A 14184-nucleotide genomic window follows, 5' to 3' on the forward strand; every position below is an offset into this window, starting at 1 on the left:
ATAAGAACCGGAAATCCCGAGTATTTGTGCTGCTTGAGTAGATCCTACTAGTATCATTGAAATGAACCATTGCGATAGGGTTGTGTTTCAATATATAGCAGTGTTTAGCGAATTGGTCTAGTCCCCAGACACAAATCTTTACATTAGCAGCGCCCCCAACCTCCCCTGAGTAGAATTACTCAGTCCAGAGGGGCTTTGGGAAAAGAGATTAGATAGAGCAGGTCTGTTTCTCGATTTGGTACGCAACCGAAGAGTCCCAACCGTGAGGTGTACCTCCGAGGAGAAAAATTATCTACCTCACCAATATGAGAACCGCTATAAATGACGCCGGGGGTTTGACAGACTATTTCTGAGCTAAATAAAAAAGCAGGAACTTGTCATGTTTGCCTGGACTCACTCCAAGCAAATGCCCCGTATCGATTTTCGGAAACCGTAACAAACAGAAAGTTCGTTGCCTCTACGCCTTTAGAAAGGTGTAACTGTTACTTCAAAATGTATCTTTTAATCTACGCCTTTAGGAAGAGGAAACTTTCCTTGACCTTTAGTTAATCTGGTTTTTGGTGAGTGAAAACAAGAGGGGTTGCGATATCCGGTGCATTGAAACCCAGTGAATTTGCCGCATATCCCGGCGTGAAGAAAGCCAAAAGCGGACAAGCAGCCTTCAAAACCAAACTTACGAAATGGTAGACGAGCAGATGAGCGATTGATGCCAGCCAAAAAGGAGTTTTATGAAAGCAACCGCAGAGCAAACTCGTCCCCGATTTTTTATTCCCACTCACTCATTTTAATCCAGGAGGGTACTATGCCAGAACAAGCCTATTTACACGGCAGAATTGCTGCGCCCGATCCAAAAGAACCAAAGGGACAACCCCGCGCCCTAGCGGCAATTCCAACACCCGAGAGAAAGACCCGGTTTGATAATTTATTTGAATTGCCAGTTTTCGACCCTCCCGGTGAAAAACTGATTGACTTGGGGGCGAGTATGAAAGGAGATCCAGAGGATAATCAGCAAATTCCTTCTGGATATACCTTCGTTGCTTTGTTCGTAGACCACGACATCACCTTCGACCCCATCCCCGAATTCGATCTAGAAATTTTCAAACAAGTTCAAATCCAGTCGGGGGAAGAAAAAGAGCCGTTGAACTTTCGCACCCCGCGCATCGATATGGACAGCGTTTACGGTCGCGGCCCGAATGTCGATCGCTATCTCTACGATCGCAAAGGAGATAAGCGCAAGCTGTTAATCGGCGGAACAGAAGAACACCCAATTGACGTACCGCGCAATCACCAAAATACCGCCATCATTGGCGACCCAAGAAATGACGAAAACCTGATTATCTCCCAACTTTACCTGACTTTTCTGAAATTCCACAATGCCATTGTCGATTACGTTGACCAGGGGAAAGTGGAAGATGAAAGCATCTTTGAAAATGGAGCGGATACCGATGCCTTTGAAAAAGCGCGTCAGCTTGCCATTTGGCACTATCAGTGGATAGTGCGCTACGATTTGCTCCCGCGCATTGTGGATCCGGAAATCATTGAGGATATTGTCAAAAATGGGCGGAAACTTTACCGTCCTGAAAAGGAAGACACAGAGCCTTACATTCCCCATGAATTTGCCGTAGCCGCCTACCGATTTGGCCACAGTCAAGTGCGGACGCACTACGAAATCAACGAGAGTCTTGGTAAATCGGTCAGACTCTTTGAATTGTTCCGAGGCGATCGCGTCACCGAAGAGCGCGCCATTGATTGGCCGAAGTTTTTCGAGATAGATGGTTCGCAACCGCAGTACAGCCAAAAAATTGACACCAAGATTACCGAAGCCCTACACGACTTGCCCTTCATCAATCCCAAAGAAAACCAAGATCCAGATTTGGTAGATGAACTGGAAAAGAAAAATAAACTCCATAAGCTGACAGATTTAGCAGTGCGAAATCTGTTAAGAGGCGTAGACCTCGGACTCCCCTCCGGAGAGGACGTGGTGCGAACCATGCAAGAGAACGGCATTGATGTAGAGCTGAAAGCATTTGCCAAACACTTGGATTTAGAAAAAACCCCGCTTTGGTACTATATTCTGAAAGAATCAGAAGTAGAAGAAAACGGTCGCTGCTTGGGGAAAGTCGGCGGTCGAATTGTGGGCGAAGTGTTAATCGGCTTGCTAGAGCTCGATCCTTTTTCGCCGTTTTATACGAAAGCCAATCAGAATGTAAAAAATTGGAAACCCAGCCTACCTGCTGACCGAGAAGGCGACTTTAATGCAGTGGATCTGATTAAATTTGCTGGCGTGCGATTGTTGTTACTCACCGAGCCATATTTGACCGGTTCAGACGTGCGCCGCATCCAGGAAAAATTGAACGCGCTGTCGTATATCGACATTCGAGTTGATGGCATTTACGGCCCGAAAACCCGGGATACAGTGTTGGAATTTCAGAAACAGAACAATCTGAATGCTGTAGATGGGATTGTCGGTCCAGAAACTCGGGGAGCCTTGGGATTGTTAAGTCGATAATTCAGTTCGCAAGTCGCTAATGGGGTGGGTATTGGCCACTCCATTCTACATGAAATAGAGCCTTCGGGGATTTGTACTGATGCAGGTTGAGGTCAGTTCAGGTGAAGTAGCAGAAAAAATAGAGAGGTTTCAGGAAAAGCGATCGCTGGACTAACCCCCGTTTTTTGTTTTTTCAAAAAATTAAAACTATCAGTAATAAATTTTAAGACAAGGCCATTTCTGCAACTTTTGATAGAGGACATAAAGTTCTTAATGGATTAATCTAATTAATGGTTACATTAAACCAGCGATATCGCTAGACTGGGTGTATTGAATTGAGAAATAAGAACAAGTCTCAGATGAAGAAATTCGCGAATATATCTGAGAAAACAGAAGCTAGTAGTAGGAGCCTATTTAATGATAGATGTATTTGAACCACAGTTGCGTTTGATGAAAGATAGTGAAGGAAATTTCGTCCTTCAGGCAACGACGCTGACACCGAATAGTTGTCATGTTGCGGGAGAAACCGAGGTTATGCCACCTCGACCACCGTATGAACCCAATCCTCCCGGGGGTGGAGTGAGTCCTCTACCTGGCCCCCGAGTCATGGAAGTAAAATTGCATATTAAGGAGACTGAGAGCGATATCTGTCTTCCCTATATAAAACCTGTTCATCACCGGGTACAACTTGACCCTCCCGAACAGACGACCAGCATTCAGGCGATCGTGGTGGTGAAAGGAGAGAAAGTCAAGGAGAAATCATTTCCAGTCGATCCCTCAGACGAAACACCAGAAGAACCAGGTTCTATCGTGGGAACAGAAGACTTTCAGGCATTTCTCGATTTGATGCCTGTCGGTGAACCCACCCTGCGGGTACAAGGGAATGTTGTATTGCCCGATCCGGGTTATCGGACAAAGCTTGTCAAGGCGGAAAATGCGGAACGAGGTAACACTTTTGTCTTGAATCTGGAAGTCGAGCATCTTGATGGGATTTTCCCACAGGTTGTGACCACGCGATCTGTGGAATACGAGCAGTCGGGTTCAGATCTGAAGCAGTTCGATCGCGTGAAGATTTTGTTGCCCAGCGACAAGACTCTGACACTCAACATTCGGGAAGTGCAATAGGAATTGAACAGTGGGTAAAATTACCACCCAATATGCGGTGTTGGCGTAATGAAGGAATTTAGAGGAATGGCTACAGCCAAAATCGATTAAGGTCAAAAAACGTACTTCAAAAAAATCATGCCGAACAATATAGATAGCGTTTCTCATATTGGTGTGGTAAAGATTTTCTCTGGATTCAGTGCATTTGCGGTTGGGACAGATGAGAGTTGCCTACCACATTAGTTTGAAATCCGCTATAGCGGTTTTCATATTGATGAAGTAAAAAAAATTTGTCTGGATTCCCGCCTGCGCGGGAATGACAGATTGGGCGGCGTATCCCATCAATTTGAGACCTGCTATAGCATTCTCCTTTTGGAAGTAAAAACTAGCAGAGCGGGTGAAAGTATTGTTCGCCAGGTTATAACTCCTTGTGATGTTGAATGCCACGAGTTAAGGTTCGATTTTACACAGTTGAACAATATTTATATCTTTGGTGCGATATTGTGAGCCTATTTTGCTTCCAAAATAGAAGCTTAGCATGATGTTTTTGCACATAATTACTGGCTTTTTAAGCAACGGTGAACAGTCGGGATAACAGATAATTTAGTATGAGGAAACAAAACAGATGACTAATGTAGTAATAAATGGCGGGGGCGGAGGCGGTTCCAGTAGTTATCAAGGCTCATTAACAATTTGGATCGCCGCATATATTCCACAAGCAAGAGTGATTTTTTCACCTCCTCCTAATGGACTTGCTTTTGCCGGAGACGATCGTGGACCTTCTGGTGGTAATGGTGGTTCTTCAAAGGTATGGGGGTACGCTAAGTTTAATGTTGAGAGCAATGGAACAGTTAGCAGACAGGAGCAAAAATCAGGGGTTGGGGTAACAACACTTCTTTACAAGAGCTTGCCGTTCATTGGAGATTGGGAGCCTAAAAAAAGTTGGTGTCCCGATGATGAGCCAAAGCTAAGTGCGAGTACATTTGGGAATAAAGCTTCTATTAGTATGTCAGCGGACATTCCAAACGGACTTCTAGACCACGTGTCTCCAGACGAACTCCCTGATGAAGTAGAAGATGAGTTTAGCGATCTTTCAATTACTTACGACCTTAACATTGAAGTGGAACTTGATGGCAATGAAATCATAGCGTCGGTAACAGGTACACATAACAAATATCCGGCTTACGAAGTTTACGTTGGGGATTACCTTGTTTATGAGTTTGATGACACAGAGGGTTTTGGTGGTATAGAACCTGGTGTTATTAGACTAGCTAGAGGCTTGAGAACAGAAAAGAAAGCTGACACTAGAAACCGTAAAAGTGCCAATAACTTTGCTCCTAGTGTATTCGTTCAGGTTCCAGATGAGTGTCGCTAAAAATCATTTGAAGAGGGTGCCAAACAATTTGGTCTAGCTGAAAAGCAAATACAGTAGTAGTAGGGTGGGCATTGCCCACCTTCCTTGCGGGAATAGAAGCATACACTTTCTACTAATATAAATATTTTCTTAACTGTTATTGTTCCCTAAACATATAATTGCTTTGGCTTATACGGCAGCTTTCATATCAGTACAAAATTGAAGCAAAAAAGCACAATATGATGTGGCTGGATTAACTGAAAAAACGCGATTGGCTTTCAAACAGCAAAGCGCTGGCGATCGCGTTAGTGTCAAACACATAGCGAGTCTTACTGTTCATGCAAAATTGAGTCCCATATTTCTGGGGTCAAACCTCCCTGTTGTGCTTTGTGGCTAATCTAGCTCATCACGTCTTCCAGGGGTCGTTTTTGGCGAGTGGCTTCAGTCCGTTTTAGACTGAGCAATCCCTCTAATTTCCGCCGCTGTTCTTCTGAAACTGTTTCAAATATTCGGGCAACTTGGGAATTAACGCGAATGGGAATGGGTTTGGGTTCCATCAGAATTGGTTGTAATTTTATGTTATTCTAGCATCTGAGTAGGGTTGGCAGTGCCCACCCTACTACGACTTATCACTCTGCCCTAAATTCATAAATCGGTGTTTCGATAACTCGCTTGGGTGGTTCGGGTTGCCAAATGATGTGTTGAATTCGTTCTACTGTCTCCGGAGAAAAGAACGATTCCCCGGTTTCTTCACAAACTCTTGCGGGGACATTTTCAATCATCAAAAACTTGCCATTGACTTTTACCGTGTAAGTCACCTTTTTTTCGATAAAGCTCTCCCGGGGTAAATCTTTATTATTCATCTCACAGTAGCAATAGCTGTAGGGTGGGCAATTCGTTGCCCACCCTACCCGTGACTAAAAACAATAGTAAGGTGGGCGGTGCCCACCCTACTATTATACCCTAGCTGCCACTGATGCGGGCAACGTCGCGGGCATTTTGTTCGAACGCCGCGTCTAGGGCTTCATCGCCGCTCAAACCGGAAGCCAAAGCACTTTCCAATGCTTGTAGCACGCGCTTGTAATCCCGGGGAATCACCTTAACGAACTTCGGCACCATGTTTTCCCAGTTGTCTAGCACCTTCGCCGCCTTCTGACTCTTCGTATAATCGGCGTGATTTTGAATCATCTGACGAATCAGGGCAATCTCTTCCGGGTCTTCTAACCCTTCGATATCCGACATCTGGGTATTGCAGCGGGTGGCGAAATCGCCTGCTTCGTCGAGGACATAGGCGATACCGCCACTCATGCCCGCCGCGAAATTGCGACCCGTCGGACCAATCACCACTACTTTACCGCCGGTCATGTACTCGCAAGCGTGATCGCCTACGGCTTCCACTACGGCATTGATGCCGGAATTGCGGACGCAGAAGCGTTCCCCAGCGACGCCGGAAATGTATGCTTCGCCACTGGTTGCGCCATAGAAAGCCACATTACCGATGATAATATTTTCCTCGGGAACGAAGGTAGAACTTGCCGGGGGATAGACGATAATCTTCCCGCCGCTTAATCCTTTGCCGATATAATCGTTGGCATCGCCTTCCAGTTCCAGGGTGACGCCTTTGGGGACGAATGCGCCAAAACTCTGGCCGGCACTTCCTCGGAAATGCAGGTGGACCGTATCTTCGGGCAATCCATACCAGTGACGCTTGGTGATTTCGTTACCGAGAATCGTACCCACCACGCGGTTAGTATTCTGAATCGGTAAACTTGCTTTCACCTTTTCGCCATTTTCGATCGCCGGTTTGCACAGATCCAGCAAAGTGGTCATATCCAGGGATTTATCCAACCCGTGGTCTTGCGGGATTTGGCAATAGCGGCCCACTTCTGGCGGGACTTCCGGTTGATAAAGAATCTTCGAGAGGTCGAGACCTTTTGCCTTCCAGTGGTCGATCGCCTGTGTCGCTTCCAACACATCAGTGCGGCCCACCATTTCATCCAACGTCCGGAACCCTAACTCGGCCATAATTTCGCGCACTTCTTGAGCGATGAAGCGCATAAAATTCACCGTATGGTCCGGATTGCCGAGGAAATTCTGACGCAAGACCGGATTTTGGGTAGCAATACCTGCCGGACAGGTATTCTTGTGGCAGACGCGCATCATAATGCAGCCCAAAGTCACCAACGGCGCAGTGGAAAAGCCGAATTCTTCCGCACCTAACAAGGCGGCGATCGCCACATCGCGGCCCGTCTTCATCTGCCCGTCAGTTTCCACCACGATTCGAGACCGCAGGTCGTTCAACACCAGAGTTTGATGAGTCTCCGCCAATCCCAACTCCCAGGGCAAACCGGCATGTTTGATAGAAGTTTGCGGCGAGGCACCGGTACCGCCATCGAACCCAGAAATCAGTACCACATCGGCGTGCGCTTTGGCAACCCCGGCGGCGATGGTACCGACCCCGACTTCGGACACCAACTTCACATTAATCCGGGCCTCGCGGTTGGCATTCTTCAAGTCGTGAATCAATTCGGCCAAATCTTCGATGGAATAGATATCGTGGTGAGGCGGGGGAGAAATCAAGCCCACGCCGGGGGTGGAGTGACGCACTTTAGCAATCCAGGGATACACCTTGCGTCCGGGTAACTGTCCGCCTTCACCGGGTTTTGCCCCTTGCGCCATTTTGATTTGAATTTCTTTCGCTTGGGACAGATACAGACTGGTAACGCCAAAGCGGCCCGACGCCACCTGTTTGATGGCACTATTTTTAGAGTCGCCGCGTTCGTTGGTCCAGGTATAGCGTTCTGGGTCTTCGCCGCCTTCTCCGGTGTTGGACTTGCCGCCGATACGGTTCATGGCGATCGCCAGGGATTCGTGGGCTTCTTTGGAAATCGACCCATAACTCATCGCCCCGGTTTTGAACCGCTTGGTAATATTTTCGATGGGTTCCACTTCTTCCAAGGGAACCGGATCCCGTTGCTTAAATTTGAGCAATCCGCGCAGGGTAAACCACTTCTCGTTTTGCTCGTTAATTTGACGGGCGTAGGTTTTGTATAAATCGTAACTGCCTTCGCGGACTGCTTTTTGCAGGGCGTGGATAGTTTCCGGGGCGAATAAATGCCGTTCTCCATCTTTGCGCCACTGATATTCGCCGCCCACATCTAGGGTGTGACCGTTGGCGGGGCGATCGGGGAAGGCGTGGGCGTGGCGCAAGATAGCTTCGGTGGCGATGGTTTCCAGGTTTGCCCCTTGGATGCGAGAAGCAGTCCAGGTAAAGTATTTATTGATGAGAGACTCATCGAGTCCGATCGCCTCGAAAATCTGCGCGCCGCGATAGCTTTGAATGGTGGAAATGCCAATTTTGGAGGCAATTTTAATCACGCCTTTGGTCACCGCTTTCATGTAGTTCTTGCAAGCGGTTTTGTAGTCGATATCCTCTAGGGACCCGCTGCGAATCATGTCGTCGATGGTCTCGAAGGCGAGATAGGGGTTGATGGCGCAGCATCCGTATCCGATGAGTACGGCGAAGTGATGGACTTCCCGAGGTTCGCCGGATTCGAGGACGAGACCGACTTGGGTGCGCTGACGGGCGCGAATCAGGTGGTGGTGCAGACCAGCAACGGCTAACAACGCGGGGATGGGGGCGTTGTCTTTGTTGATGTTGCGATCGCTCAGGATAATGATATTCACCCCTTCCGAGATTGCCTTGCTGGCGGTTTGGCAAATCTCTTCCATCACGCTTTCGAGACCCTTGACTCCTTGTTTCGGGTCGAAGACGATATCCAGGGTGATGGATTTAAAATCCCCTTGGTTAACGGATTTGAGTTTGGCCAGTTCTTCGTTGGTCAAAACCGGGGTTTTCAGTTCGATCAGATGACAGCTTTCCGGTTCTGGTTTGAGCAAGTTGCGTTCCGAACCCAGGGTGGTTTCCGGGGAGGTGATGATTTCTTCGCGGATGGAGTCGATGGGCGGGTTGGTGACTTGGGCGAAGAGTTGCTGGAAGTAGTCGTAAAGCAGTTTGGGGCGATCGCTCAGGACCGCGAGGGGAGTATCTGCCCCCATCGATCCGATCGCCTCTACGCCGTTGAGGGCCATCGGGCTGAGCAACAGGCGCAGTTCCTCGAAGCTGTACCCGAAGGCGGTTTGACGTTGGGTGAGGGGCATCGGGTCGAATTCTTGCCAGGTGGGGGCTTCTTTGAGCTGGTCGAGTCCGATGAGATGTTTGTCCAACCACTCGCTGTAGGGATGTTCGCAGACGATTTGCTGTTTGAGTTCTTCGTCGGCAATGATGCGCCCTTCGTCCATGTTAACCAGGAACATGCGACCGGGTTGCAGGCGACCTTTGAGGGCGACGCGATCGGGTTCTACGGGCAACACGCCGGCTTCGGAGGCCATAATCACTAGGTCGTCTTTGGTGACGGTGTAGCGCGAGGGGCGCAATCCGTTGCGGTCTAGCACTGCGCCGATGGTGGTTCCGTCGGTGAAGGCGATCGATGCCGGTCCGTCCCAGGGTTCCATGAGGCAAGAGTGATATTTGTAGAAGGCTTTTTTCTCTTCGCTCATGGACTCGTGGTTGGTCCAGGGTTCCGGAATCATCATCATTACCGCCTGGGGTAAGGACCGACCGGCAAGCACTAGCATTTCTAGGGCGTTGTCGAAGATGGCGGAGTCGCTTCCTTCTAGGTCGATGATGGGTTGGATTTTTTCGAGGTCTTCGCCGAACAGTTCGGACTGGAAGAGGGAGGCGCGGGCGTGCATCCAGTTGATGTTCCCGCGCAGGGTGTTGATTTCGCCGTTATGGGCGATGTAGTGATAGGGGTGCGATCGCTCCCAACTGGGGAAGGTGTTGGTGCTGAAGCGGGAGTGAACCAGGGCTAAGGCGCTTTCCATGTCCGGATCGTGCAGGTCGGGGTAGTATTGACCCAGTTGCACGGGCATCAGCATCCCTTTGTACACTAGGGTGCGACCGGAAAGGCTGCAGGCGTACCAGGCACTATCCAGTTGGCTTTTGTGGATTTCGATTTCGGCGCGCTTGCGGATGATGTAGAGTTTGCGCTCGAAGGCGGCGTCGTCTTCGATGTCTTGACTGCGTTGCAAGAAGACTTGCTGCACGAAGGGTTCCCCGGCTTTGGCGATGCTTCCTAACGGGCCGTTATTGGTGGGGACGGTCCGCCATCCCAGCACCGGTTGCCCTTCTTCGGCGGCAATTTTGCTGAAGATTTCTCTGCCTTTCTCGCGCAGTTCGGGGTCGCGGGAGCTGTAGATGGAGCCAACGCCATAATGTCCGGGGTCTGGGAGGTCGATGTTTTCGGCGGCGGCGACTTTTTTCAGGAATTTGTGCGGCACTTGCATTAACATGCCCGCGCCGTCGCCGGTGTTGGGTTCGCACCCGCAAGCTCCCCGGTGATCGAGGTTGAAGAGGATGGTAAGGGCTTGTTCTACGATGTCGTGGGATTTTTGCCCTTTCATGTGGACCACGAAACCGACACCGCAAGCGTCATGTTCGAATTGAGGGTCGTAAAGTCCTTGTTTTTGTGGCTGTTGGTGGTTATTCACGATTGTGCCCTTAAAAAAACTAACGTCATCTATATGCAGCCGCACGCTGACGGCTGAAATTTGGGGTGGCAAGACTGGCAAAAATAATATTTTGCTGGGTTTCTCCTTATGTGACCGACGCCACTGGGGAAGTTGTGAGGCGGTTTTTCTTTCTCACGCTTGCCCGCTCGGCTTGGCTCTGGAATGCCCTGGGTTGTGCCTGCATCTCGAGGGGGCTTGGTTCTGGGGCTGGCTAAACCTGCGGCGCGATCGCCTTTGCGCCACCCCAACCCAACCTGTGGCGCGGATAGGAATGACAAAACGCAATCGTGTCATCGGTTTGTCTGCTCTGTTCATGGGATAGATGCATTCTCTCGTTGATTCTATGAGTGACTACAACAGATTTGGCGCTCTGCTTCCGGTCCCAAGCCAAGGAAGTCGGCTCCCTCAGTGCATCCGGTACAGTGTAGGAATTAGTCTAACGAAATTCTCCGGCAGGATTCAACCTAATTGTGTAAATTTTTGTCAATGTTTGCCAACTTGCGATCGCCCCTGCTGCTGTTTGTTTTACATCCGTTAACACTTTCCTCCCCGGCGTTGAAATATTCCCGATCGCCTTCCTTTCGGCCTACTGACGCTTCAGCACCGTTTCTGAGGCGCGATCGCTTCCTCGGTCCCTCCCTGCCGTTCTCTTTCTAAATCTTAATAAAAATTTTATCCTCTGCGGGGGATTGTTACGAAAGTTATCGCTCCACCCCGGCCTGTTTTCCCGCTTAGCACAAAACTCAGCCAAACCCCCTGCTTAAATGTTAAATTAATCCGTAATTTTTTCGCTGATTTTCCCCCTCTGTGCTTCCCTAAATTCCGGGTCAATTCACCCTAATTTTGTCGCGGTTGCCGCAGCCCGATTTCCCGATGGCAAGCGGGTTTTGCTCGGGAGTCTCCCGCGCCGATAGATGACATCGATAAAGTGAATCGTTCCCAGGACAGCCGGGGGTAAACTCCCGGAAAGCTGCGGATTTCGGCAGCCGAAACGCGATCGTTCCATTACCAAGGGGCGATCGCCTGGCAATCCGGTGCAAGGTTCCTTCTTCGGTTGCCCTTCGAGTGGATCCAGCTTGGCGGCTACCCTCTGCCGCCCTGGGTAAAATTCTCCATCGATTCCCCGGTTGCCCGCAAAATTTTTCTGCCAAATTCCGAAAAATGTAACGCATTATGCAATTTTTTCCGGATTTTAGTACAATATGGCCTATATAGATCGACGGCAATCAGTCCGCCCGATAAGAGAGGTTAAATCATGTCTTCTAAAAACTCGACCACCCCGACTCTGACCACCCTAAAAGATGTGGACAAGGCTGTGAATCGCTACAAAACTAGCGAGATGAGCGAAAGCGAATTACTTTCTCTCTGGCAAGCGATTCGCGATGCTTCCCTCAACCTGGAATTTTCTACATCCACACCCGATGACGAGGTTCCCGGCGAAGATAGCTACTAAACCATTTCAGGGTATCGCCTCCCTTGCCAAGGGGAAACCGCACCGATAGCCGCTCGAAAGTGGGCTGCCGGTGCGGCTCAATTGTCGGTCGGAGCTTATTCTTTGTGTGAAAGCGGCGCTCGTTTTTTGCAGAGGTGCTTGAGGCGCACTGCGCCCTACATCCAGCACGGGGAGGCACGGAAACGTCACTCAAATGGCGAGGAGACGCTCCTACTGCCTAAGTGCATTTTAAACCTTATTTAAAATTGCAATATCGCCCTCGAACTCGTTCTCGGGATTGCCCTGGGAACGAGTTCAAATTCTGTTAAGTTATCGATAACCAATCCGTTAGCGACCTGTTAATTTGAGTATGGAAGAATTTAGCCTAACCTGTCCGATTCCGATTTCTGAATATCCGCATGTATTGCTGGCGCATGGTGGCGGTGGCAAATTGATGCATCAATTAATTGACAAGATGTTTTTGCCCGTGTTTGGCGACCCGAATGCGATCGCCCACGATTCGGCGGCCCTGACTTTGCCCGGAAATCGGATTGCGATGACCACCGATTCTTATGTGATTCGTCCGTTATTTTTTCCCGGGGGCGATATCGGGTCTTTGGCGGTTCACGGGACGATCAACGATTTGGCCATGAGTGGGGCACGTCCGCTTTATCTGAGTGCCGGGTTTATTTTAGAGGAAGGATTGCCCCTCGAAACCCTCTGGCGGGTGGTGCGATCGATGCAGGCGGCGGCGGAAAATGCCGGGGTGCAAATTATTACCGGGGATACGAAGGTGGTCGATCGCGGTAAGGGAGATGGCATTTTTATCAATACGGCAGGGGTGGGAATCCTGGAACACTCCCAGGCGATCGCCCCCCAATTCGTCCAACCCGGAGATCTGCTGCTGATTAATGGGGATTTGGGTCGTCACGGAATTGCAATTATGGCCATGCGCGAGGGTCTCGAATTCGAGACGACGATTGAAAGCGATTCCGCCGCGATCGCGGATCTGGTGATGCAACTACTCGACGCTGACATCGAAATCCACTGTCTGCGCGACTTGACGCGCGGCGGGTTAGCCAGTACCCTCAACGAAATCGCCACCGCCGCAAAGGTGACGATTGAAATCGACGAAACCGCCATTCCGATTCGCGAAGACGTGCAGGGGGCCTGCGAAATTTTGGGCTTCGATCCGCTTTATGTAGCCAATGAGGGCCGCTTTGTGGCATTCATCCCCTCGGAATACCGCGATCGCGCTTTGCAAATTATGGCTCAGCATCCCCTCGGCGCTGACGCCTGTCTCATCGGTCAGGTGACAGATAAAGGTCGCCCCTTGGTGACGATGCAAAGCAAAATCGGCGCAAGTCGCATCATTGATATGTTAAGCGGCGAACAACTCCCGCGCATTTGTTAGTCCTTGGTCATGTGGTAACAGGTCATTGGGCCTTGGTAACAGGTCATTGGGCGTTGGGCCTTGGTCATGGGGTAACAGGTCAAATGACAAAGGACAAATGACCTGTTACCCATGACACTGATGGGCGAGGTTGCGCCAAATATTGACTTTAGTTTTGCAACTTGTATGTTGTCAAAGCCCAGGGTTACTGTAGCTTAATTTTTCTACATATTTTGCCAGAGCAAGCTGGGGCAAATTCCGGGGGAATTCTATCGAAATTAAGTTAGGAAAGCTTTAAAAACGGCATCAATATTCAGAGTTTAGGCAGAGAATTTTTGCCTCTCGATAAAGGAGGATAGCCCTTTGCTGGTGGAACTTCGAGGCGATGGAAACCTCTAGCGCCCAGAAAGATGCGCCGGGTTCAATGGGCTTGATTTCTTAGTCTTTCTATGATAGCATGCAAAATCGGGTTTTTATAGAGCGGTTTCAGTTTCAATCTTAAAAAAAGATTACGAAAAACAATTTGGTCAGGTTCAATGTTTTATTGTTATGCTGAAGGAGTGAAGCAGAGGAGAGGGCGTCAGAAAAAACCTGTCAGAGTGAAAGCTCGGACAAACCGATAGAAGTGACCCAAGGCGATCGCCGTTTCGAGACGATAGACAATTTCCCGAAGTCAAATGTTGTAAGAAAAGAAAGGAGTAGTGACACGTTAGGGTCTCGGGAAGAAGGGGCGCTTCACAAGATGAAGTAACAGAGGAGAAAACGCAAAAACCACCCACCGCCTACCCACGGGAAAAGACAGAGAAAACAGAGATTTGCGATCGGGAGGAGTCCCGGTG

9 protein-coding genes are annotated in these 14184 nt (G+C 49.4%); 6 read left to right on the forward strand and 3 right to left on the reverse strand.

The annotated features are described in order from the left end of the window. Positions 1–802 precede the first annotated feature (802 nt). The 3 genes from LKK83_RS08030 (at position 803) to LKK83_RS08040 (ending at position 4967) form a co-directional block, all read left to right on the forward strand. Entirely contained in the window at positions 803–2509 is a 1707-nt protein-coding gene (locus tag LKK83_RS08030; protein WP_324630523.1) for a peroxidase family protein, read from the forward strand. A 396-nt stretch (positions 2510–2905) separates the two neighbouring features. Then, the gene (locus LKK83_RS08035; protein WP_324630524.1) at positions 2906–3613 is read left to right on the forward strand and encodes a hypothetical protein; all 708 of its coding nucleotides are present in this window, start codon (positions 2906–2908) and stop codon (positions 3611–3613) included. 604 nt (positions 3614–4217) lie between these two features. Further along, positions 4218–4967, forward strand: a complete 750-nt coding sequence (locus tag LKK83_RS08040; RefSeq protein WP_324630526.1) for a hypothetical protein — start codon at positions 4218–4220, stop codon at positions 4965–4967. Positions 4968–5344: 377 nt separating this feature from the next. Here LKK83_RS08040 and LKK83_RS08045 read toward each other — a convergent pair whose 3' ends face one another. The 3 genes from LKK83_RS08045 to gltB all read right to left on the reverse strand — a co-directional run bounded on the left by LKK83_RS08045 (position 5345) and on the right by gltB (position 10499). Continuing rightward, complete coding sequence (locus LKK83_RS08045) at positions 5345–5503, reverse strand: hypothetical protein (protein WP_324630527.1); 159 nt, start codon at positions 5501–5503, stop codon at positions 5345–5347. Between the two features lie 72 nt (positions 5504–5575). Further along, on the reverse strand, positions 5576–5809 hold the full coding sequence (locus LKK83_RS08050; protein WP_324630528.1) for a YgiT-type zinc finger protein: 234 nt from the start codon (positions 5807–5809) through the stop codon (positions 5576–5578). Positions 5810–5909: 100 nt separating this feature from the next. After that, positions 5910–10499 (reverse strand): glutamate synthase large subunit, encoded by a 4590-nt coding sequence (gltB, locus tag LKK83_RS08055; protein ID WP_324630529.1) that lies wholly within the window; start codon positions 10497–10499, stop codon positions 5910–5912. 507 nt (positions 10500–11006) lie between these two features. On the opposite strand from gltB, the gene LKK83_RS08060 reads away from it, so the two are divergent. The 3 genes from LKK83_RS08060 to hypE all read left to right on the forward strand — a co-directional run bounded on the left by LKK83_RS08060 (position 11007) and on the right by hypE (position 13366). Continuing rightward, positions 11007–11177: a hypothetical protein gene (locus LKK83_RS08060; protein ID WP_324630531.1), complete on the forward strand. Its 171-nt coding sequence runs from the start codon at positions 11007–11009 to the stop codon at positions 11175–11177. A gap of 598 nt (positions 11178–11775) precedes the next feature. Beyond that, positions 11776–11973 carry a hypothetical protein gene (locus LKK83_RS08065; protein WP_324630532.1) on the forward strand — a complete coding sequence of 66 codons (198 nt, stop codon included), beginning with the start codon at positions 11776–11778 and terminating at the stop codon, positions 11971–11973. Positions 11974–12322: 349 nt separating this feature from the next. Further along, positions 12323–13366 carry a hydrogenase expression/formation protein HypE gene (gene hypE / locus LKK83_RS08070; RefSeq protein ID WP_324630533.1) on the forward strand — a complete coding sequence of 348 codons (1044 nt, stop codon included), beginning with the start codon at positions 12323–12325 and terminating at the stop codon, positions 13364–13366. Positions 13367–14184 lie beyond the last annotated feature (818 nt).

It is taken from the genome of Phormidium sp. CCY1219 (assembly GCF_035615515.1).
Taxonomy (GTDB): Bacteria; Cyanobacteriota; Cyanobacteriia; order Cyanobacteriales; family Laspinemataceae; genus CCY1219.

Bases quoted from the DNA above. Each gene is read 5' to 3' on its own strand.
- LKK83_RS08030 (WP_324630523.1), top strand. From the start codon at position 803: ATGCCAGAACAAGCCTATTTACACGGCAGAATTGCTGCGCCCGATCCA.
- LKK83_RS08035 (WP_324630524.1), top strand. From the start codon at position 2,906: ATGATAGATGTATTTGAACCACAGTTGCGTTTGATGAAAGATAGTGAA.
- LKK83_RS08040 (WP_324630526.1), top strand. From the start codon at position 4,218: ATGACTAATGTAGTAATAAATGGCGGGGGCGGAGGCGGTTCCAGTAGT.
- LKK83_RS08045 (WP_324630527.1), bottom strand. From the start codon at position 5,503: ATGGAACCCAAACCCATTCCCATTCGCGTTAATTCCCAAGTTGCCCGA.
- LKK83_RS08050 (WP_324630528.1), bottom strand. From the start codon at position 5,809: ATGAATAATAAAGATTTACCCCGGGAGAGCTTTATCGAAAAAAAGGTG.
- LKK83_RS08060 (WP_324630531.1), top strand. From the start codon at position 11,007: ATGTTTGCCAACTTGCGATCGCCCCTGCTGCTGTTTGTTTTACATCCG.
- LKK83_RS08065 (WP_324630532.1), top strand. From the start codon at position 11,776: ATGTCTTCTAAAAACTCGACCACCCCGACTCTGACCACCCTAAAAGAT.
- hypE (WP_324630533.1), top strand. From the start codon at position 12,323: ATGGAAGAATTTAGCCTAACCTGTCCGATTCCGATTTCTGAATATCCG.